This is a genomic window from Roseibium aggregatum, assembly GCF_014692675.1.
GTDB lineage: Bacteria > Pseudomonadota > Alphaproteobacteria > Rhizobiales > Stappiaceae > Roseibium > Roseibium aggregatum_C.
This window is the reverse complement of sequence record NZ_JABFCZ010000020.1, coordinates 70,128-89,433: the sequence shown is the minus strand read 5'-3', so window position 1 is coordinate 89,433 and position 19,306 is coordinate 70,128. Positions and strand designations below refer to the sequence as shown.

Genomic DNA, 19,306 nt, shown 5'->3' with positions numbered 1-19,306 from the left:
CCGCCTGAGAACTATTCAGCAGCGACCATGTGCTGTTCTTCCTCGTCGTCAGCCGGGTCGTCCTCGCCATCGCCGGAGAGGAAATCGGGCAGATCGTCGGCTTCTGCCGCAGCGCCCGATGCCGGATCGACTTCGACACCATCATCCACCATGCGCAGCGGCTCAGGCAGCCAGCCGGATTCCGCCAGGAGGCGTTCGGCTTCCTTGGCCATGTCTCCCTTCTTGAGGTGCCCGATCAGTTCAGCGGCTCGATCTCCAGCGCCTTCACGTACAGCTTCAAGGATGCGCGGCTTGGTCACGCGGCCGAGATAATTGCCAACCGTCGGCCGCCAGCCCACGGCCACCATGTCGAGGCCGGTTGAACGCGCCAGCCGATCAGCCTGCGACAGGCGAACGTCCAGCCCGTGCTGGCTGACGCCCGTTCCGCTGTAAGGATTCGGCTTCTCATAGAGCGCGTTGACACCGAAGCTGACGCAATGGGCGAGCAGATCCATGCGCGATCCATCGTCCAGATCGGTCAGCCAATCCCAGAGGGCGGCATCGTCTGCCGGGACATGATCGCCCCAGCGTTCGTGGCGGTCAGCGATGGCCTTGGCTGACGCGCTATCGCGCAGATCCTCGGCCTGTGCGGGCAGATGAACCTCCCGGACCTGTGCTTCCAGGCATCCGCGGCTGGAACGCGGCATGAAGCAATCCATGACCAGCCGGTGCAACAGTGCCGTCATGGCGACATGCGGGTTCACCGCCACCGCATCCCGCAGCGCCAGGGTGCGATGTGCAGTCAACTCGCTGACCAGACGATCAGGCAGCGGCTTGATGGTCTCGGTCTCGTCATCCTCCTCCGGTTCGACCGGCTGACCGCCCAGCGTGATAACCGCACGCATGCGGCTCACCTCCGGTTCTGCCCGCTGGATCACCTCGCCGGTTTCCGGGTCAACGATCTCAGCCTCCGGTTCCGCAGGCGTTTCATCCTCGGCGCGAACATAGCCGCGCTCGACCAGCAATGCGCCATCGGCGTCGATGCTGATGAAGACGCCTGCCGTGCCGATCTGGACGGGGTCGAAGGTCATCGGGCGGCGCTCGAAGGTTTCCAGCGCCTGTTCGATTTCACCCAGCCGGGCGTCGATCTCGTCTGGCAGTTCATCAGCCTCGCCATATTCGGCTTCAAGCCGGTCATATTCGTCGCGCAATGCCTCGCGGGTGGCGCGTTCCTCTTCGGTCAGATCGACTGTGGTGCCGACAATCTGGCGAAGGCCATGATCGTGACCATAGGGAAAGGTGATGGCGACCTCGATCCACTTCCAGCCCTCGGCGGCGATGGCCTCGGCCTCGGCCTTGAGTTTTTCGCCCACCAACCGGTCGAGCAGCACCGGGTCTTGCAACCAGCCACCATCGTCCTGCTGGAAGAGATCGCGCAGCACGCAGCCGCCAGCCTCCTCATAGGCGGTAATGCCGACAAACACTGCCCGCTTGTCGGCGGCGCGGACCGTGGTTTCGGTCAGCAGGCGTCGGATGAGGTAAGGTTCCTTCTGCCAGCCGTCCTTGATCGCTTCCCAGACCTGCTCCTGACGGGCATGGTCAGAACTGACGCTGAAGGCCATGAGCTGTTCCAGCGTCATGCCATCCTCGGCATAGACGTCGAGCAATGTCGGTGAGACGGAAACCAGACGCAGGCGCTGTTTCACCACCTTCGCATCCACGAAGAAGGCGGCGGCGATGGCTTCCTCGGTCATGCCCTTTTCGCGCATGGTCTGGAAGGCGCGGAACTGATCGAGCGGATGCAGCGGTGCGCGCTCGATATTCTCGGCGAGCGATACCTCGTCGATCAGCACATCGGCGCTGGCCTCCGAAACAACACACGGGACCGGCGCGACCTTGGCGAGGCGCTTCTGCTTGACCAGCAGTTCCAGCGCGCTGAAGCGGCGACCGCCGGCGGGCACTTCGAACATGCCGGTTTCCTTGCCCTCGGCATCCACGACCGGGCGGACATGCAGGGACTGGATCAGGCCGCGACGGGCGATAGACTCGGCCAGTTCCTCGACCGAGATCCCGGCCTTGACGCGCCGGACGTTGGACTGGCTGAGCACCAGCTTGTTGAAGGGAATGTCGCGCGAGGACGACAGGGTGATCTTCTGAACGGCAGTGGCCATGTCAGTTGCTCCATGACGGACGCCGGTGAGCCTCTCTCTCCGGCTATCAGCCCGTCACGAAGCGAAGCGCCGCCCTCTTCCTCTGAAGAGAGCGACGCGAGCCGTAGAACCTGAAACCCGGAAATCAGGCACTCCGGCTTTCTGTATCGGCGGATGTACGGGAATAGCTCGCCCCGACGCGGTAGAGCAGGCGCTCAGCGGCGCGGATACTGCCGCTCTCACGGGCGGCCTCGGCCCAGACCGAGATCGGGAAATCCCCGGTGAACAGCAGATCGCGCTCGATGCCCATTCCGAAGGGCAGCCGGACTGACTGCATTTCGGTAAGGCTCCACGACCCCAGTTCGGGATAGCCGAGATCAGCCAGGCCGAACATGATGTCGCCGTCCTCGTCCAGTTCGGTGGCGAGCCAGACGCCCTCGCCAAGGGGGTTGAAGAACTTCACGACCGGGATGTGATCCTGATCGCGCTGGCGGCCATTTGCCAGCAGGCGGTCGCGCTGTGTGCCGGTGAGGAGGATCATGCCGCGGCCCTCCGGTCGGTTACGCTCGCATCCGGCTCCTCGATCTCCTCGACAGGCAGATGCGACAGCAGCCAGTCCGCCGCCTTGCTGGCCTGCGAGGCTGCGCGGACAATGGCGCGGGAATCCTCGCGCATGACCTCCAGCCACGACCCGATGTAATCGGCATGGCGGACGGTCGGCACGATCCCGAGCGCAGCGCAACTGAAAGCTGCGGCCTGTTCGGCAATCATCTCCTCGAAAGCGTATTTCTTCGAGCCGAACGAGCCGGTCAGATCGCGGCTGAGGCGGCTGTGATGGCCGCTGGCGTGACCCAGCTCGTGCAGGGCCGTCCGGTGCCAGTTGATAGGCTCGAAATAGGCTTGCGGAGGCGGCACCTGCACATAGTCGAGCGAGGGCATGTAGAAGGCGCGATCGCCGCCAATTCGGAAGTCGATGCCGGTGGCCCGGATCAGCGCCTCGACCTGAGGTTCGATCAGGCCCGGCGGCGGTTGCGGCGTGACTGCCGTGATGTCATCGGGCAAGCCATCGCATTGTGCGGCATTGAAGACCGTGAACCGCTTCAGGAACGGTATGGCATGCGCATCCTCGCCAGTCTCGCGGGCACGGCGTTTCTCGTCCTCGGGAGTGAAACGGTCGGCATAGACAACAGTGGTGCCACGCTCGCCCTTTCTGACATTGCCGCCAAGCGAAAGGGCTTGGCGGAAAGTCAGCCACGCCTGACCGGGGAAGCCGTGCTGGATGACAGCGCCCCAAAGGATCAGAATATTGATGCCGGAATAGCTACGGCCGGTTGAAGCATTTCTCGGCAGGCCCAGAGGGGCGGTATTGGGTGACGCGCCCCAGGGCTGGACCCAGGGCAGCCGCCCTTGCTCCAACTCGGCGATGATCTTGTTGGTGATGTCGTCGTAAAGGTTGCTGCGCGCGCCACCTTCTGCGGGGCTGCGATCGTGTCTGGCCATCGGGATGATCTCCGCGACGGGCGCCGGAAGCCTCTCTTCCAGCCCTCAACCCGTCACGGAAAACCCGTCCGCACTCTCACTCTGAAGGGGGCGTTGCGGGGATTCCCCGCAGAAGGGGTAGGCCGAGACCAAGGCTCGGCCTCAGGGGAAGGCTTTCCCCTATCCGGACTTCCTTGAAAACTGTCAGAAACTCGCATATATTTCCGACAGGAGAAAGACGATGACACGGCTGACCGAACAGATTTTGTCGCATGCGACGGGCCTGCCCGAAGGCGCTCCTGTGTCCGCCAAGAGCCTGCTGCACCTCGGAAACCGGGCCGCCGTGGATCAGGCGTTGTCGCGCCTGACGGAGCGCGGGCAACTCATCCGCGCCGGTCGTGGCGTCTATCTGCGTCCCATCGCCAGCCGGTTCGGCACGCGCACGCCTTCGGTCGAGCAGGCTGTCGAGGCTCTTGCAACCCAAAAGGGGGAGGTCATCGTCTCGAACGGCGCTGCCGCGGCGAACGCCCTTGGCTTGACGACGCAGGTGCCCGTCCGCTCGGTCTATCTGACCTCCGGGCGCAGCCGAAAGGTGCACCTCGGCAAGCAGATCGTGGAATTGCGGCATGCACCGCGCTGGCAACTGGCCCTGGCCAACCGGCCGGCGGGGGAGGCCGTGCGGGCGCTGGCCTGGCTCGGCCCGGAAAAGGCAGAGGCCGCGCTCACGACATTGAAGCGGAAGATGCCGCCCGGCGTGTTCGGCGAACTGGTCGCCGCCGCGCCGCAGCTTCCGACATGGCTCGCGCAGAGCGTCGGAAAGGCGGCGTATGGCTGATGTCTTTCTCCAGCTTTCGGCCGAGGACCGGCGCGACGCGCTGGGTGTCGCGGCCGACCGTTCGGGTCGTCCCACCCATCTTCTCGAAAAGGATGTGTGGGTGGTGTGGGCGCTGGCGACCCTCTACGCTGCGCCGCTCGGCGAACATCTAGTGTTCAAGGGCGGCACGTCGCTGTCGAAAGCTTATCACGTCATTCGCCGGTTTTCGGAGGATGTGGATCTGACCTATGACATTCGGGCGATCGCGCCCGATCTGGTCGGGGACAATGGCGAGGGCTTGCCGAAAACGCGAAGCGAGGAAAAGCGCTGGTCCAGCGAGGTCCGTCGGCGGTTGCCGGCATGGGTCGCGGAAACCGTGCAGCCCGTGATCGCGAACGCACTCGCCGCCGAAGGTCTGGCTGCGGCCATCCGCGTCGAGGATGACAAGCTCTTCATCGACTACGAGGCGACCGCGGCCGGGTCCGGCTATGTCGCGCCCAGCGTCATGCTGGAGTTCGGCGCGCGCTCGACGGGCGAACCGGCGAGCCTGCGCGATGTCTCCTGCGACGCCGCCGGCCTGATCGACGGGCTGGTATTCCCGACGGCGCGTCCGCGCGTCATGCACGCGGAGCGGACCTTCTGGGAGAAGGCGACCGCCATCCACGTCTTTTGCCTTCAGGAGCGGCTTCGCGGCGACCGCTTCGCACGACACTGGCACGATGTTGTCCGGCTGGATGAAGCCGGCTTTGCGGAAGCTGCTTTCGCCGATCGCGAGCTGGCCAACGCTGTCGCCCGGCACAAGTCGATGTTCTTCGCGGAGAAAGCCGCCGACCGCACGCCGATCGACTATGCAGCGGCTGTCAGCGGCGGCTTGCAACTCGTGCCGGTCGGCGATGGCGCGAAGGCGTTGGAGGACGACTATGCCCGCATGGTTGAGGATGGGCTGCTCTTCGATGACGCTGAGCCGTTCGAGGCGCTTATGGCGCAGTGCGCCGATATAGTCGCGCGCGCGAACGGCGCAGTCAAATAAGAAACGGGGGCGGGGGAATATGCGCGACGTCGAAGAGGTGCGAAAATCTCGGTTTGTAGGGAGTGACGATGCCGATTCATCGGAACCCGACTGGAACAAGGAGATCGAGAGCGCCCACCAGACGATTTGCGAGATCATGAACAAGAACGTCGCAGGCGCAGACCGGGCGGCTCGATGAAACTGCCAATGCTTGGACGATCCCGCATATACCGGCCCAGCCTTTGGGCGCGCATTTTCTTGTCGGAGAAGTGGAAACTGGCTCTCAGCCCATCTTCGCAGGACCGAGTTAGCCTGACATCGACAGGCGAGGATGAAATTCAGTGCCTTGATATCTCGTCGGTTTCGTCAACCAAGGCCCTGCTTTGGCACACGGTCGAGATCCGGTCGAAGGGCCGTATCGATGCTCTTTCCGGCCTGACCGCCAAGGCGTCTCAGACTTTACGCGACGATTTGCTGGCTTTCGTGAACCAGCATCTCGCGAATCTCATCGATTCCGACAAGGAACGCTTGCGCGAGGTCGATAGCAAGATTCGCGCGATGACCGACAGCAACAGGCAATATCTTGCTCATGCCGACGTCGGCCGGGCGATCGCGAGTGTCCCGGGAAATGCGTCACTGGCATTGGCGCACCCGTTGTTTGATGCCTCTCTGATCCCCGACACCCTAAGAGGCTATCTGCCAACCTCTTTTGCGATGCTCACTGACCCCGGCGTCCGCAGTCGCTACAATGAAAATTTCGTTTTTCACGAGATGCAGAAGTTCGAGGAATTCTTCGCCGACCTTGGGGGATTTTCGCTTTCCCAGGAGCAGCGCGAGGCTTGCATCCGCCTCGAAGACAACAACCTGCTCGTCGCATCCGCTGGATCGGGCAAGTCCGCGACCATGGTCGGGAAAGTTGCCTATGTCCTCGAGAAGGGACTTTACCATCCGAGCGAGATCCTCGTCCTGGCATTTAACAAGAGTGCAGCCGACGAATTAAAGGAACGGATCGCCAGGCAGCTGAACGTCGATGAAGATGCTCTGGAGAGCCGGGTGACGACGTTTCATGCACTCGGTCGGGGGATCATCGAAGAGACGGAAGGTCGCCCACCTCAACTCGCAAACTGGGTCGAGCATCCCGCCGGCGAAGCCCGTGTGATCGACAAGATCATACGCGAGTTGATGGAGGTAAATGAAGAGTTTCGCCGTCTGTGGATCGACCTCCTCTCGATTTTGCCGAAGGCCGACATCCCCGCAGAGGTCTTTGACTCGGAGGCAGACTACAATCGCTACATCGCCGATCGCAACGATAAGGGCGGCAGCACCATCGGTACGCTTGCAAACGTGTATGTGAAATCCCTTCAGGAGCAGCGGATCGCGAACTGGTTGTGGGTCCACTCTGTCGAGTTCGAATATGAAAAGCAGATCTCATTCGAAGAGGAGGACGGGAGCGAACGTTTTGTCCAGCCGGACTTTCATTACCCTCTCACCGACACGTTCCACGAGCATTTCGCGATCAACGCGGATGGCTCCTCGCCCTTTGCGAACTATGCTGAGCATACCAAGGGTAAACGCGCTGGGTACAAGCGCAAAGAGTTGGATTTCTTCGAGACAACCTCCGCACAGGCGCACGAGGGAACGTTGTTGCCACATCTCGAGGCTGAGCTGATCAAACGCAAAATTCCCCTGACTGAGAAAAGTGTCGACGAGATCCTCAAAGCGGTCGAACCAGTGGTGATCACGCATTACCAGAAGCTGATCGGCGTGTGCATCAAACACATTCGAGCGAGCCAGCTTACGCTGGAGATGCTGCTGGAACGTGCAAAGTCCCTGCATGACAAACCGCGCGCGCAGTATTTCGCGCGTGCTGTCTGGCTGATCACCGAAGCCTATTCGCGCAAGCTCGACGAGGCAAAGCGTATCGACTTCGATTCAATGATCGGCGACGCAGTGCGCCTCGTTGAGACGGGGCGCTATCAGAGCCCTTATTCGCTGATCTTGGTGGATGAATTTCAGGATATTTCGGACCCGAGGGCCAATCTGATCAAGGCGCTAAAACACCAGAAGGCTTTCACAAAAGTCTTTGCTGTCGGAGACGATTGGCAGTCGATCTACCGCTTTGCCGGGTCGGACATTACGATCTTCACCCAGTTCGAAGCGAACTTTGGTGCCTGCTGGCAAGGTCGGCTGGAACAGACGTACCGCTGTAACCAGCTTCTCGCTGACACCGCGGCACGCTTTGTCCAGCGCAATCCCGAGCAGATCACGAAGACGGTGCGATCGACGCGCGCCGCCATACCGCGATCAATCCGGATCATTCCGGTCAGCGTGGAGTGGCGCAAGCCAAGCTTCCCGAAAGCCTGCTTCCAACTACTCGATCGCCTGAACACCTTTCTTGAAGGAATTTCAGGACAGTGGCGCCGTGAGGCGGGGCAAAAGCTGAAGGTACTGGTCTTGTGGCGTTACAACTTGTTAGATCCATTTCACGGTCGCCACCCCGAATTTTCGGCGATCGAGGTCGCCGGCATGTCGTTTCATCGGTCGAAGGGCCTGGAGGCCGACTACACGATCCTGCTCGATGTCAGCGAGGGCGACTATGGCGTCCCCAGCCGGATCGAAGATGACGAGCTGCTAAATCTCGTTATCCCGCGTCCGGAGAGGTTTGCCTATGCGGAGGAGCGCCGACTTTTCTATGTCGCAATGACCCGCGCCAGCAGAGGGACGTTTATCCTCTGTAATAGACGCAAGCCTTCACGCTACATTCGCGAGCTTTGCGAGATCGCCGGCAACGAAGTCCGGTTTGAAACCATCGATGGGAGGGAACTCGATCAATGCCCCAGTTGCTTGGTGGGGGAGCTGGTTGAGCGCAAAGGGCGGAACGACACCAGCTTTTTCGGCTGCAATCAATTTCCTGAGTGCCGCCACACCCAGCAGTCAGCTCCAGCGGTGCTTCATCGTGAGCGAACGGGCGAGGGCGTTGTCGTTGAAACCGTAAAACGGGTAAAAGCCGTATAATGCTACTTGTTTGATCGTATCCGTCGCCCCGACATTTCCGGCTGTTCTTAGAATATCTCCGATGGAGCGTCCGCCAAGCTGATTACGATACGCATCGTTTTGTTCTCACTTCCGCCTTATGGGGCACCCGAGGCTCATGCTGCCGCTTTCAGTCGCTTTTTTGCGAGCATGGCGCGGACGAACTTGTCCCATTTCGCCATGCCGGCACGCTTTTCCACCATGTAGTGCCAGCGGTCGTAGTGCTTGGAACTGACGTCCTGCAACGCATGGTTCTGGAGGCGGTCGCGGATCTCCTTCGAGATCCCCGCCTTGCCGGTAAGCGTCTTGAAGGTCCGGCGCAGGTCGCGGTTCGTCACATAGGGGATCACGCCGCGGTCCCTCTGGCGCCACATGAACGAGTAAAGCGTGCCGTGGCTGACAGGCTTGGACGGGTCCGTGGCAGACGGGAAGAACCAGCCGTATTCGTTGACGTTGATGGACGCGAGTAGCTCTGCGGCCAGTTCCGGCACCGGAACAGCATGGGGCTGGTCGTTCTTGGTCTTCGACCAGTCGATGATCTTTTCCTTGGCGTCCCACTGGTCGATGTGAAGGCTGGCGATCTCCTGGACGCGCTGGCCGGTCAGCATGATGATCCTGACGGCACGGGTATAGGGCGGATGAACCGGCGTGTCGGGACATTCCAGCCAACGATAAAGCTGTACGAATTCGTCCTCGTCGAGCCAGCGGGTGCCTTTGACCTTCGGTTCGGTCGGAATACCTGTCGCTGGATTGAAGGGGATGCGAAAGCGGCGAGCCGATTGTTGCCGATAGTCGTTGTCGGACTTCATGCCCCAGCCGAAAGCCGCGTGCATGTAGGAACGCACATGGTCTGCCATCGACTTGGCGCCGCGCTCATAGATCGGGCGGATCAGTTCGACGATTTCCTCGGCCTCGATCTCGCGGGCTAGGCGGTTCCGCCCAAGAGTGTCGGCGATCTTGTTAAGGCCCTTCTCCGTCTCCTTCCAGGAGGGCTTGCTGGCGGCCTTTAGTGAAGCGACGTACCCCTCGAAGAGGTCCGCTACAGTGCCGGGGCGGGTGTCGCTTGCGATCTTGATGCTGCGACCTTTCTGGATCACGTCGGCATAGTCGCGCTTGAAAACCTCGCGGGCCTGGGCGAGCGACATCGAGGGGTAAGCGCCGATCTTCTTCTTGGTACGTTTGCCGTCACGCCATTGTTGCGCCATCCAGTCGGCCGTGACGCGCTTCGGCATGGGCTTGAGAACGAGGACGAGTCGGCCGGTGCCTCGCCCGTCGCCATCGGCGAGGTTCTCTTGCTTGCGGCTGATCTCAACGCGCTTCAGCGCGTGTCGGATCGCGGTGTCGGTCAGGGCTGGCATGCGTTCCTCCTTGCCTGAAACTGGGATCGGTCGAGGAGAAACGGGGATCGTTTACTGGGAGCGGAAAGCCGTTTTCTATCCCTTCAACCACCCCCAATTTGCCAAAACCGTCCCCACTACGCAATGCTAAAAATTGAGGGATTTTCTAGTGTTTCAATGTGTTTGAGCGTGATCCTGCGGGATCTAAATGAATGAGTGGGGTGATTGTGGACCAGGACGAGCGCGGTCGCGGACAGCTCCAGCGCGCGGCGGATCACCTCCCGCGGGTAGACCGGGGTGTGGTCGACCGTTCCCCGTTGTTGCACCTCGTCTGCAATCAGCCCGTTTTTCCTGTCGAGAAACAGAATGCGGAATTCTTCGATATCGGAGTGGGCCATCGCCGATTTCACGTAATCGACCACCTCAGACCACGACGACAGCACAGCCCGCTCGTTGACCTGGCCCTTGGTGTAGCGGACCGCGCTTGCCTGGACGACCTTCAGGTGCTCGGCGACCTTCTCGCCGACACCGGGAATTTCCACCAGAAGATTACGGGGTGCGGCAAGCACGCCGGCAAAAGAACCGAAACGGCGGAGCAGGGCCTTGGCGATCGGCTTGGTGTCCTGGCGCGGTATGGCGGAAAACAGCAGGAGCTCGAGCAGTTCGTAGTCTTCGAACCCGGCTTCGCCGGTCTTTTGGAACCGGTTTCTCACACGTTTGCGGTGTTCGGAATGGTCCGGGGACGGCGTCTTGTCCTCGGGCTTTTTCCGGTCCGCTCCCATGAGTCCGATCTTAAGCCGGGGTCATGCCGGGCTTGTCCAGGCCCCCCGGCGAGGTGGTGAAGATCTCGCAGCCGTCCGGCGTGATGCCGATGGCATGCTCGAACTGGGCAGACAGAGACCGGTCCCGGGTCACCGCCGTCCAGCCGTCGCTCAGGACCTTCACATGGGGGCGGCCCAGGTTCACCATCGGCTCGATGGTGAAAATCATGCCGGGCTTCAGTTCGATGCCTTCGCCCGGGCGGCCGTAGTGCAGGATGTTCGGCGTGTCGTGGAACAGCCGGCCGACGCCGTGGCCGCAGAAATCGCGCACCACCGAGCAGCGCTCGCCTTCCACATAGGTCTGGATGGCGTGGCCGATATCGCCGGTGGTGTTGCCGGGCTTGGCGGCGGCAATGCCGAGCAGGAGCGATTCATAGGTCACCTCGATCAGCCGCTCGGCGGCGCGCTTGATCTTGCCGACCGGATACATGCGGCTGGAATCGCCGTGCCAGCCGTCCAGGATGTAGGTGACGTCGATGTTGACGATGTCGCCGTCGCGCAGAGGCTTTTCGTTCGGGATGCCGTGGCAGACCACATGGTTGACCGAGGTGCAGGTGGACTTGGTGTAGCCGCGGTAGTTGAGCGTTGCCGGCAGGGCGCCGTTGGCCTCGCCGAATTCGAAGACGAAATCGTCGATTTCCTGGGTGGTTACGCCGGGTTTGACGATGGCCGCCAGTTCGTCGAGACACCGGGCGGTCAGCTGTCCCGCCTTGCGCATGCCCTCGAAATCCTCCGGTCCGTAAAGGCGGACCTGTCCGGTGTTTTTCAAGGGGGCGTCTGCGGCGTCGATATAGGTGACCATGGGCGGTGCTTGTGCTCTAGAATTTATGTTGTCGCGCACAGGTTAGCGCGGCTTTCGTTTCATGTCTTGCGCTTCACATAACCTTGTCGGCCGAATTTTTCCAGACCGGGGGCAAAACTGCTTAACAAGAGGGCTAAACCGGCTTGCGCAGCTTTCCGCCAGCGGATAGGCATTTGGGAACACGCGGGCGTGGTGGAACTGGTAGACACAAGGGACTAGGGGACGATCGTAGCAATATTCTTAGTAGCTCGACGATGCCCATAATGGCCAAAACCGGGTTATAACTTTGCGCGTCGCCTTTCCGGTTCAAGATGCTGTAGGAGAATTAAGCCAAATCAAGGCTATTATTTTTCGAGGAAGACTGTGTCTTCCAGGGCGGATAATGTCAGCCAGGGTAATCGACTGACACAGGCTGACATGAAATCATCAACCATGACATAAGTCTTTGAAGATTTATGGATTTCTTCCATCCATTTGTGAGGGTAATACCTGACCAAATTACTGCAGATGAAAAGTCCAATATAGAGGTATCCAAACTCATTCAAGCAATGGTCGTCAGAATAGAAGAACGTATCATTTTGCGATGTTGAGAAACCTGAGGGGACTTTATACTGGACGTTAAAATTTGCAGGGGGTGAAACTTCGATCGCTATTCCTGAGGGTTTAATTTCTGCTGCGTCCACATATGGAACTAGGGTCGGTGGAAATGAGAAATGTTCAACTGCTTTATTTATATAATTAACGTCCCCCGGATGGAGGATATACTTATATTCATTTCTAAATTCTCTTTTTTCATGGTTTATTTGTGTTTTTGCGCTCGCTGAGCATCTTACTAATCGTATTTCGTGGTTGTACTTATTTAATATGTATTTCATTTCTCTTATATTTTGAAAGCATTCCAATAAATTTAACTTGAATAATGGGCTGTCTTTTTCAAATATATTGTTTGAAATTGCACCTAAATCCACTTGATTGTTATGGTAGCGGTCTCCAGTGTAAATGATTTTTCGATCCAGCGCGAAGGGTAAGTTCCGCGAGTGTCTCCACCAGAGCCCGAAGGTTCCAGAGGGCTCGCCTCGGTGGTACTTTGGTTTGGCTGCGAGACCTTCCAAACGATCATTGGACCCTTCGTCGAAAATGAAATCGAGTCCATGATTGTGGTGAAAGCGTGCTCTCTTGTCTAGGCTAATAGTCCCGTCGCCTAACCAAAGTGATTCTGCTAGAGCTAGAGACATCGCACAGTAGTATAGCTGCAACGATTTTGTGGTGCTGTTGGATACTGAGGCTGCTTTGTAGTATTCCTCAGCTTGGATTAGGCAAAAACGGATCTGATCGGCCTGTTTTTCCACATTATCTTTTTGATCAGTGGGAATTTCTCTACTTGCCATGATTTGGCTTGATGTCAAGCCGGTATCATGAAAGCTCCTAAGACGCTGCCAAGCGTATCGAGGGTCGAGATCGTGTGTCAGCAATAGGCGGATCGGAATATCCTCCAAATCTGATCCGGGGCCATGGGACTCGAAAGCCGTACAGCCTAGGCCGAGGGATATTAAGTGTACCGGAGTTTAAGGTTTCTTCCTAAATTTGACGAGTTCATCCGACGCTGTTGGCACATATATTTTTAAGTCCAAAGCTTGGGATCGAAGGAGAAATTAGGACTGGTTGAGTTGCAAAATCCGCAGGAGCCACTAAACCGGTTAGGGTTGCGGGCGTGGTGGAACTGGTAGACACAAGGGACTTAAAATCCCTCGGCCCTAGGCTGTACGGGTTCGAGTCCCGTCGCCCGCACCATATTTGTCGCGCTATCGGCCGTTGGCCTACTTGAGCGCTGGCTTGGTTCCAGGTTGCTCCTTTCACCTGCACCATCCTTCGCTCTTCGAGCTTCGGGTGGCTTGCCACCTGAAGGTCGTTAGACGAAGGCGTGTCCTCCGAAGCCTTGGCGCAGGAGGACTGCTCTCAAACTTAATTGAGCTATCGCCCCTCGGGCTACTTGAGCTCCGGTTGTTGTACTCAAGCTTCAATGTGCCACCGGCTTTCCGGCTGCTTGAGCTCGATATTTCCTAGAAATTCTGCCGTCCGATCACGGCCATGACCTCCACGGCGGTTTCCGTCACCTTGTAATAGATGCTGTGAACGCCGCAGATGCTGCGGCGATAGCCGGGGCGAATTTCATCGACGGTGGCATATAAGAATGGATTGTCGCAAAGGTGCTGAAAATGATCGATCAGCGCATCGTAATAAAGGTCGGCGCGTTCCTCTCCCCACTGAACAAATCCGTATTCATAGAGGGTTGCCAGATCACGCTCCGCCGATGCGCTGATTTTGAGTTTATAAGTCCGCGGCATTCCTGAGCTTTGCCCTGGCGTCGGCTCGGATTTGTTCCGGCGTGCGGTTGGAAAACCCGCTTGCTTCCGCTGCGATCAGCTTTTTGCGGATTTCCTGCATCTCCCGCGCCTTGCGGATGAGGTCGTTTATCACCTCGCTCTTGCTTGAATATTCTTCGCTTTCGACCTGCGCCTTGAGCCATTCGTCGTTCGGTCGGGTCAGGGAAATACTTTGCCTCGACATTCCAGCGACTCCGCTTTCGATGTTGTATGTTTGGTGTAATTGTGCACCAGGTTTGCGCAAAATTGCAATTAACAACCCTGGACGGAGATAATTGTGCCTCCGGTTTGTGTCTCCATCGGCGCAGGTGCAGTGCCATTGGCATTGCCTCAGAAACAGTCTAGGAAGTTTCAGAATTCGGAATGCGCATTGACGGCCGGTATCTTGGGCCGTGCGCTGGACAGGTAGGAACGTTTCTTGATCTCGCTGCGCCCAGTCCTCAATGTGCTCGGGTTCCTCTATGTCGGTCTGGCGACCGCCATGCTGGTGCCTGCCATCGTCGATGTGGCGGCCAGGAATGCCGACTGGCGCGCGTTCGTGTTTTCAGCCCTGTTTACCGGCCTCGTGGGCATGCTGCTGTCGATCGCGGTCGGCGGATCGCTGAAAGAGGGGCTCAATATCCGCCAGACCTTCCTTCTGACGGCGCTTGCCTGGGCGACGCTGCCCGCCCTTGGCGCGCTGCCGTTCATGTGGCTCGGCATCGGCTATGCAGATGCGGTGTTCGAGGCCGTGTCCGGCGTGACCACGACCGGTTCGACGGTGCTGTCGGGCCTGGACGGGCTGCCGCCGGGCCTGCTCGTCTGGCGCTCGCTCCTGCAGTGGATCGGCGGCATCGGCATTATCGTCATGGCGATCGTGCTCCTGCCGTTCCTGCGGATCGGCGGCATGCAGCTGTTCCAGACCGAGGCCTCGGACCGGTCGGAAAAGATCGTCAGCCGGTCCATAGAACTGATCCGCTTGCTCGGACTGGCTTACGTGCTTTTGACGGCCCTGTGCATCATCGCCTATCTGGCGACCGGATTTGAACTGTTCGACGCCTTCAACCACGCGCTGACGACGATCTCCACCGGCGGCTTTTCCACCCATGACGCGTCTTTCGGCTATTACACCAATCCCGTCTCCGGCTGGGTCAGCATCTTCTTCATGGTCGTCGGCGCCCTGCCGTTCGTGCTGATCGTCCAGGCCCTGCGCGGCCAGCCGCTGTTGTTGTGGCGCGATCCGCAGGTCCGCGCCCTGGTCGGGTTCCTCGGGGTCGTCTCCCTTGTGATGACGGTTTACCTCGGCATCACCATGCGCTTTCCCTTCGACGAGGCGTTGCTCAGGGCGACCTTCAATGTGGTCTCGATCGTGACCGGGACCGGTTATGCGCTCGGGGACTACACCGAATGGGGCGGGCCGGTCGTCGGGATCGTGCTCCTGCTCAGTTTCGTCGGCGGTTGTACCGGATCCACCACCGGCGGCATCAAGATGTTCCGCTTCCTCGTGTTTTTCGGAACGGTCCGGGCCCATTTCCGCCGCATGGTCCGGCCGAACCGGGTGATGTCGGAAGAATATGGCAGGATCCGGCTGACGACGGAGCTTTCCTTCTCCGTGCTGGCCTTCCTTGTCGTCTACATGGGGGCGGTCGGCGCCGTCACCCTGGGCCTGTCCGTCTTCGGTCTCGACCTGATCACGGCCCTGTCGGCTGCGGCCACGTCGATCGGGAACGTCGGTCCGGGGCTTGGCTCCGTCATCGGTCCGTCCGGCAATTTCGCGCCGCTGCCCGACGATGCGAAGTGGCTTTTATGCGCGGCCATGCTGTTCGGCCGCCTGGAGCTGTTCACGGTTCTGGTGCTCTTCGATCCGGATTTCTGGTCACGTTGATACATACAGACTTGTTTACCTTTTGTTCTCGCGCTATTCAGGTGCCATGAAGTTTTCAGCCCCCCTTGTCAGCGGCCGTCTGGTCAAACGATACAAGCGCTTTCTGGCCGATGTCCTCCTCGACGAGGACGGCACGGAAATCACCGCCCATTGCGCCAATCCCGGGTCCATGCTCGGCCTGAAGGAGCCCGGATCGCGGGTGTGGCTGTCGAAATCGGACAATCCCAACCGCAAGCTCAAGTATTCCTGGGAGGTGATCGAGGCGGACGGCGCGCTCGTCGGCATCAACACGGCCCATCCGAACGGACTGGTGGAAGACGCGCTGAGGGGCGGCCTGGTGCCGGAACTCGACGGCTTTGCGAGCCTGCGCAGGGAAGTGAAATACGGCAAGAACTCGCGGATTGACATCCTGCTGGAAGGCGGGGACGGCGGGCTGACCTATGTGGAGGTGAAGAACGTCCACCTGATGCGCGAACCGGGTCTTGCCGAATTCCCCGATTCCGTGACGGCACGCGGCGCCAAGCATCTCGTTGAAATGTCGGACATGGTCGCAGACGGTCACCGGGCGGCCATGGTGTTCCTGGTGCAGCGGCCCGATTGCGAGCGGATGGCGCTGGCGCGCGACATCGATCCGAATTACGGCAAGGCGTTCGACGCCGCCCGCAAGGCCGGTGTGGAGGCCTATGCGGTCGGATGTTCGGTGACTGTCGAGGGTATCGAGGTCGACAAGCCCGTCCGCATTCTGGACTAGAGCGAGTCGCCTTTAAATTGATCCATTTGATGGTGAAAAGCGGTTCATTCGGCAAGGCGCGTCGTGAAGCGCGATGCGGCGCATCGGGCAAGCGGCGCAACGCTGCCGATGCGCCGCTTTTCACCACCCGAAGGGCCGGGTGCTTTTGCCCGCTGACTGCGTTGGCTCGAGCTTGTGGTGGAACTACACCACGGCGCGCAATCCGTCTTGTCATCAGACAAAAGCACCTCGGTCAAATGGCTCAATTTAAAGGCGACTCGCTCTAACGCCGGACGGCTGTCCTTTCAGATTATTTCTGGCGGACGACGATCTTCGTGCCGACGGGCACGCGGCCGTAGAGGTCGATGATGTCCTGGTTGAGCAGCCGGACGCAGCCCGATGACACCGCATTGCCGATGGACCAGGCTTCCGCTGTCCCGTGCAGGCGGTAAAGGGTGTCGCGATTGCCCTCGAAAATGTAGAGCGCCCGGGCGCCGAGCGGGTTGCCCAGGCCGGGCGGCATGCCGTTGCGGTATTTCTCCAGGTCCGGTTCGCGGGCGATCATTTCCGCTGGCGGCGTCCATTTCGGCCATTCCTGCTTCCGTCCGATCCGGGCCCGTCCGCCCCATCTGAAGCCGTCCCGTCCGATGCCGACGCCGTAACGCAGCGCCTTGCCGTTTTCCATGGTCAGGTAGAGAAAGCGGTTCGGGGTGTCGACGATGATCGTCCCCACCGTTTCCGGGCTGGTGTAGTCGACGATCTGCCGGTAGTAGCGCGGATCGATCTTGCTGAGATCGACGGCCGGGATCGGGAACCGTTCTTCCGGCATGGCGCGGTACATGCGCAGGACATCCGGCGGATACCGCCGGACCGTGCCTGGCGCCGTGCGCGGGTTTACCGGGTAAGAGCCTTGCGCCGGGTAGGTGCCGTTTTCGGACGGATACCGGGCCATTTGCTCGGGCGTGGGGTAGGGGATGCGTTCCCGGTTGGCGGTGGAGCATCCGGCGAGGATGGAACTTCCGGCTCCGATCAGGAACGAACGTCGGGTAAATTGCATATGTGTGCCTGCTTCCAAACAAGTCATGGGGCGTTGGATAAGTTTCGCTCGTGAAACTTTCCCGTAGCTTTGCCAGGAGATTCAACGCATGAAGCGCGATCTGGTTCAGGAGACGGCAGATTTTGGAGGAGGTGGAGTGACCCGAACGATCACGCCGCTGGCCGCCTGGCCGTCACGCTCCCTCGCAGGTGCCTGTTCGGTGCGGTTTTTTACGTCCGGCAAGATTGCCAGTTGAAGCGCCGGTTGAAGGCAGAGACGCCCCTTGCATCGGCTCGCGGCCGTCTTGGCAGGCCGCTGCTGTTCGGCGCCGGCGGCGGCCTGACGGAATAGGCCGGGCGATTGCACGTCCCGGATCTGAGCGGCGTTTCCGATGTTCTTGATGGATTGCGTTCCGGTCAGGGCAGGGCTGCAGGCCATGACAACGAGCGCGGTCAGCGTCAGTGCCCGCGCTATCATTCTGCCAATACTGAAAAATCCCGAACGTTTCATGCTGCCTGAATGGCTTCAAATTGTGGCCAGTCTGTGTACAGGCTGATATCAAATCCGCGTGAGGTTCAGCCTGCGCTGTCCTTTGCCAACGGCGGCTGGAACTGCCAGCCCATGTCCCAGGGGAAATAGATCCAGGTGTCCTGGGAGACCTCGGTCACGAAGGTGTCGACCATCGGACAGCCGATCGGCTTGGCGTAGACGGTGGCGAAATGGGCCTTGGGCAGCATCTCGCGGACGACCTTGGCCGTCTTTCCGGTATCGACCAGATCGTCGATCACCAGAACGCCGCTGCCCTGACCCTCTTCCAGATCGACCACCTTGGGGTCGATCGGCTTGATCACCTTGAGTTCGCCCTGGTTTTCGTAGTCGTGATAGGAGGCGATGCACACGGTTTCGATGGTGCGGATGCCGAGTTCGCGGGCGACAATGGCCGCGGGCACTAGGCCGCCGCGGGTGATGCAGACAATGGCCTTCCACTCGCCTTGTCCGGACAGGCGCCACGCCAGCGCCCGGGCGTCCCGGTGGAACATGTCCCAGGAGACCGGGAAGGCTTTGTTCTGTTGGCTGGATTCCATGGGTTTTCCTTCAACTATTGTCCGACAGCCTCGCGGACTGCGTCCGCCACGGCATCGGCTGCCCGGTTCATAATGGCTTCGTCCCGCGAGCGGACGACGATCTGGGTGGTGAAACGTCCGTCGGTCGTGCGCGGATAGGAACCGATCAGCGTTTCGGGAAATGCGTCCTGAATGTCGCGCAGGGCTTCGGCGATCCGGCTTTCCGGAAGGTCCGCATCGACGGTCCGCGACAGCATCTTCCGGCCGGTCTTCAGGGTCGGCGCGATCGCATCGAGCATGGCCTGCATGATGGAGGGAACGCCTGCCATCACGTGGACGTTCTCGATCCGGAAGCCCGGGGCCTTGGAAACGGAGTTCTGAATCAGGTCCGCGCCGTCGGGGATCCGCGCCATGCGCAGCCGTGCCGGCGTGAGCTGACCGGCGGGGAAGTGGGCCTCGAGAATTGCCCTGGCCCTGGGGTCGACATCGATGCCGACGCCGAAGGCTTCGGCGATGCTATCGGCGGTGATGTCGTCATGGGTGGGACCGATTCCGCCGGAGGTGAAGACATAGGTATACCGGCTGCGCAGCGCGTTGACCGCCTCGACGATCCGGGCAGTCACGTCCGGCACGATGCGCACTTCGCACAGGTCGATCCCGATCGCGGTCAGGTAATCGGCCAGAAAACCGATGTTCTTGTCCTTGGTCCGACCGGATAAAATTTCGTCGCCGATGACGAGGAACCCGGCGGTGACCGCGTCCTCTTCCTTATCCGCCGTCATGGCAGAGCTCCCAAATATTTTG

The 19,306-nt window shown here is 60.0% G+C and carries 19 protein-coding genes and 1 tRNA gene; 7 read left to right on the top strand and 13 right to left on the bottom strand.

What is annotated here, in order from left to right:
- Positions 1 to 11: 11 nt before the first annotated feature.
- The 3 genes from HK439_RS18040 to HK439_RS18030 all read right to left on the bottom strand — a co-directional run bounded on the left by HK439_RS18040 (position 12) and on the right by HK439_RS18030 (position 3,629).
- Positions 12 to 2,150 (bottom strand): Spo0J and enkurin domain-containing protein, encoded by a 2,139-nt coding sequence (locus tag HK439_RS18040; RefSeq protein WP_038146404.1) that lies wholly within the window; start codon positions 2,148 to 2,150, stop codon positions 12 to 14.
- 124 nt (positions 2,151 to 2,274) lie between these two features.
- Positions 2,275 to 2,670 carry a DUF2958 domain-containing protein gene (locus HK439_RS18035; RefSeq protein WP_038146406.1) on the bottom strand — a complete coding sequence of 132 codons (396 nt, stop codon included), beginning with the start codon at positions 2,668 to 2,670 and terminating at the stop codon, positions 2,275 to 2,277.
- On the bottom strand, positions 2,667 to 3,629 hold the full coding sequence (locus HK439_RS18030; protein WP_038146408.1) for an ArdC family protein: 963 nt from the start codon (positions 3,627 to 3,629) through the stop codon (positions 2,667 to 2,669). The genes HK439_RS18035 and HK439_RS18030 overlap by 4 nt, the downstream gene beginning before the upstream one ends.
- A gap of 220 nt (positions 3,630 to 3,849) precedes the next feature.
- Between HK439_RS18030 and HK439_RS18025 the strand changes: the two genes are divergently transcribed.
- The 4 genes from HK439_RS18025 to HK439_RS18010 are packed head-to-tail and all read left to right on the top strand — an operon-like array spanning position 3,850 to position 8,446.
- Positions 3,850 to 4,443 (top strand): DUF6088 family protein, encoded by a 594-nt coding sequence (locus HK439_RS18025; protein WP_038146409.1) that lies wholly within the window; start codon positions 3,850 to 3,852, stop codon positions 4,441 to 4,443.
- Entirely contained in the window at positions 4,436 to 5,452 is a 1,017-nt protein-coding gene (locus tag HK439_RS18020) for a nucleotidyl transferase AbiEii/AbiGii toxin family protein (protein ID WP_190292902.1), read from the top strand. The genes HK439_RS18025 and HK439_RS18020 overlap by 8 nt, the downstream gene beginning before the upstream one ends.
- 19 nt (positions 5,453 to 5,471) lie before the next feature.
- Positions 5,472 to 5,630, top strand: coding sequence for a hypothetical protein (locus HK439_RS18015; RefSeq protein ID WP_156102950.1), 159 nt, complete (start codon positions 5,472 to 5,474; stop codon positions 5,628 to 5,630).
- Positions 5,627 to 8,446 (top strand): UvrD-helicase domain-containing protein, encoded by a 2,820-nt coding sequence (locus HK439_RS18010; protein WP_235842196.1) that lies wholly within the window; start codon positions 5,627 to 5,629, stop codon positions 8,444 to 8,446. Before HK439_RS18015 ends, HK439_RS18010 begins: the two co-directional genes overlap by 4 nt.
- 134 nt (positions 8,447 to 8,580) lie before the next feature.
- Here HK439_RS18010 and HK439_RS18005 read toward each other — a convergent pair whose 3' ends face one another.
- The 4 genes from HK439_RS18005 to HK439_RS17990 all read right to left on the bottom strand — a co-directional run bounded on the left by HK439_RS18005 (position 8,581) and on the right by HK439_RS17990 (position 12,920).
- Entirely contained in the window at positions 8,581 to 9,822 is a 1,242-nt protein-coding gene (locus tag HK439_RS18005) for a tyrosine-type recombinase/integrase (protein WP_038146412.1), read from the bottom strand.
- Positions 9,823 to 9,938: 116 nt separating this feature from the next.
- Complete coding sequence (locus HK439_RS18000) at positions 9,939 to 10,583, bottom strand: JAB domain-containing protein (RefSeq protein ID WP_190292901.1); 645 nt, start codon at positions 10,581 to 10,583, stop codon at positions 9,939 to 9,941.
- Positions 10,584 to 10,593: 10 nt separating this feature from the next.
- On the bottom strand, positions 10,594 to 11,424 hold the full coding sequence (map, locus tag HK439_RS17995) for a type I methionyl aminopeptidase (protein WP_190292900.1): 831 nt from the start codon (positions 11,422 to 11,424) through the stop codon (positions 10,594 to 10,596).
- A 344-nt stretch (positions 11,425 to 11,768) separates the two neighbouring features.
- Positions 11,769 to 12,920, bottom strand: coding sequence for a YaaC family protein (locus HK439_RS17990; protein WP_190292899.1), 1,152 nt, complete (start codon positions 12,918 to 12,920; stop codon positions 11,769 to 11,771).
- A gap of 209 nt (positions 12,921 to 13,129) precedes the next feature.
- On the opposite strand from HK439_RS17990, the gene HK439_RS17985 reads away from it, so the two are divergent.
- A tRNA-Leu gene (locus HK439_RS17985) sits at positions 13,130 to 13,215 on the top strand.
- A 269-nt stretch (positions 13,216 to 13,484) separates the two neighbouring features.
- Here HK439_RS17985 and HK439_RS17980 read toward each other — a convergent pair.
- Together HK439_RS17980 and HK439_RS17975 are read right to left on the bottom strand one after the other, a co-directional pair.
- A complete protein-coding gene (locus HK439_RS17980; protein WP_190292898.1) occupies positions 13,485 to 13,769 on the bottom strand; it encodes a type II toxin-antitoxin system RelE/ParE family toxin in 285 nt (94 codons plus the stop codon).
- A complete protein-coding gene (locus HK439_RS17975; RefSeq protein ID WP_190292897.1) occupies positions 13,753 to 13,992 on the bottom strand; it encodes a ribbon-helix-helix domain-containing protein in 240 nt (79 codons plus the stop codon). The genes HK439_RS17980 and HK439_RS17975 overlap by 17 nt, the downstream gene beginning before the upstream one ends.
- A gap of 234 nt (positions 13,993 to 14,226) precedes the next feature.
- On the opposite strand from HK439_RS17975, the gene HK439_RS17970 reads away from it, so the two are divergent.
- Both HK439_RS17970 and sfsA read left to right on the top strand, forming a co-directional pair.
- Positions 14,227 to 15,672 carry a TrkH family potassium uptake protein gene (locus HK439_RS17970; RefSeq protein WP_235987992.1) on the top strand — a complete coding sequence of 482 codons (1,446 nt, stop codon included), beginning with the start codon at positions 14,227 to 14,229 and terminating at the stop codon, positions 15,670 to 15,672.
- 46 nt (positions 15,673 to 15,718) lie between these two features.
- Positions 15,719 to 16,423 carry a DNA/RNA nuclease SfsA gene (sfsA, locus tag HK439_RS17965; protein ID WP_190292896.1) on the top strand — a complete coding sequence of 235 codons (705 nt, stop codon included), beginning with the start codon at positions 15,719 to 15,721 and terminating at the stop codon, positions 16,421 to 16,423.
- 289 nt (positions 16,424 to 16,712) lie between these two features.
- On the opposite strand, the gene HK439_RS17960 is transcribed toward sfsA, so the two are convergent.
- The 4 genes from HK439_RS17960 to HK439_RS17945 all read right to left on the bottom strand — a co-directional run bounded on the left by HK439_RS17960 (position 16,713) and on the right by HK439_RS17945 (position 19,284).
- The gene (locus HK439_RS17960) at positions 16,713 to 17,459 is read right to left on the bottom strand and encodes a L,D-transpeptidase (RefSeq protein ID WP_209011916.1); all 747 of its coding nucleotides are present in this window, start codon (positions 17,457 to 17,459) and stop codon (positions 16,713 to 16,715) included.
- Between the two features lie 105 nt (positions 17,460 to 17,564).
- Positions 17,565 to 17,948: a hypothetical protein gene (locus HK439_RS17955; RefSeq protein ID WP_190292895.1), complete on the bottom strand. Its 384-nt coding sequence runs from the start codon at positions 17,946 to 17,948 to the stop codon at positions 17,565 to 17,567.
- A gap of 65 nt (positions 17,949 to 18,013) precedes the next feature.
- Positions 18,014 to 18,523 carry a xanthine phosphoribosyltransferase gene (gpt, locus tag HK439_RS17950; RefSeq protein ID WP_190292894.1) on the bottom strand — a complete coding sequence of 170 codons (510 nt, stop codon included), beginning with the start codon at positions 18,521 to 18,523 and terminating at the stop codon, positions 18,014 to 18,016.
- A 14-nt stretch (positions 18,524 to 18,537) separates the two neighbouring features.
- Complete coding sequence (locus HK439_RS17945; RefSeq protein ID WP_190292893.1) at positions 18,538 to 19,284, bottom strand: competence/damage-inducible protein A; 747 nt, start codon at positions 19,282 to 19,284, stop codon at positions 18,538 to 18,540.
- Positions 19,285 to 19,306 lie beyond the last annotated feature (22 nt).

Coding starts and splice junctions, on each gene's coding strand:
- HK439_RS18040 (WP_038146404.1), bottom strand. CDS start 2,150: ATGGCCACTGCCGTTCAGAAGATCACCCTGTCGTCCTCGCGCGACATT.
- HK439_RS18035 (WP_038146406.1), bottom strand. CDS start 2,670: ATGATCCTCCTCACCGGCACACAGCGCGACCGCCTGCTGGCAAATGGC.
- HK439_RS18030 (WP_038146408.1), bottom strand. CDS start 3,629: ATGGCCAGACACGATCGCAGCCCCGCAGAAGGTGGCGCGCGCAGCAAC.
- HK439_RS18025 (WP_038146409.1), top strand. CDS start 3,850: ATGACACGGCTGACCGAACAGATTTTGTCGCATGCGACGGGCCTGCCC.
- HK439_RS18020 (WP_190292902.1), top strand. CDS start 4,436: ATGGCTGATGTCTTTCTCCAGCTTTCGGCCGAGGACCGGCGCGACGCG.
- HK439_RS18015 (WP_156102950.1), top strand. CDS start 5,472: ATGCGCGACGTCGAAGAGGTGCGAAAATCTCGGTTTGTAGGGAGTGAC.
- HK439_RS18010 (WP_235842196.1), top strand. CDS start 5,627: ATGAAACTGCCAATGCTTGGACGATCCCGCATATACCGGCCCAGCCTT.
- HK439_RS18005 (WP_038146412.1), bottom strand. CDS start 9,822: ATGCCAGCCCTGACCGACACCGCGATCCGACACGCGCTGAAGCGCGTT.
- HK439_RS18000 (WP_190292901.1), bottom strand. CDS start 10,583: ATGGGAGCGGACCGGAAAAAGCCCGAGGACAAGACGCCGTCCCCGGAC.
- map (WP_190292900.1), bottom strand. CDS start 11,424: ATGGTCACCTATATCGACGCCGCAGACGCCCCCTTGAAAAACACCGGA.
- HK439_RS17980 (WP_190292898.1), bottom strand. CDS start 13,769: ATGCCGCGGACTTATAAACTCAAAATCAGCGCATCGGCGGAGCGTGAT.
- HK439_RS17975 (WP_190292897.1), bottom strand. CDS start 13,992: ATGTCGAGGCAAAGTATTTCCCTGACCCGACCGAACGACGAATGGCTC.
- sfsA (WP_190292896.1), top strand. CDS start 15,719: ATGAAGTTTTCAGCCCCCCTTGTCAGCGGCCGTCTGGTCAAACGATAC.
- HK439_RS17960 (WP_209011916.1), bottom strand. CDS start 17,459: ATGCAATTTACCCGACGTTCGTTCCTGATCGGAGCCGGAAGTTCCATC.
- HK439_RS17955 (WP_190292895.1), bottom strand. CDS start 17,948: ATGAAACGTTCGGGATTTTTCAGTATTGGCAGAATGATAGCGCGGGCA.
- gpt (WP_190292894.1), bottom strand. CDS start 18,523: ATGGAATCCAGCCAACAGAACAAAGCCTTCCCGGTCTCCTGGGACATG.
- HK439_RS17945 (WP_190292893.1), bottom strand. CDS start 19,284: ATGACGGCGGATAAGGAAGAGGACGCGGTCACCGCCGGGTTCCTCGTC.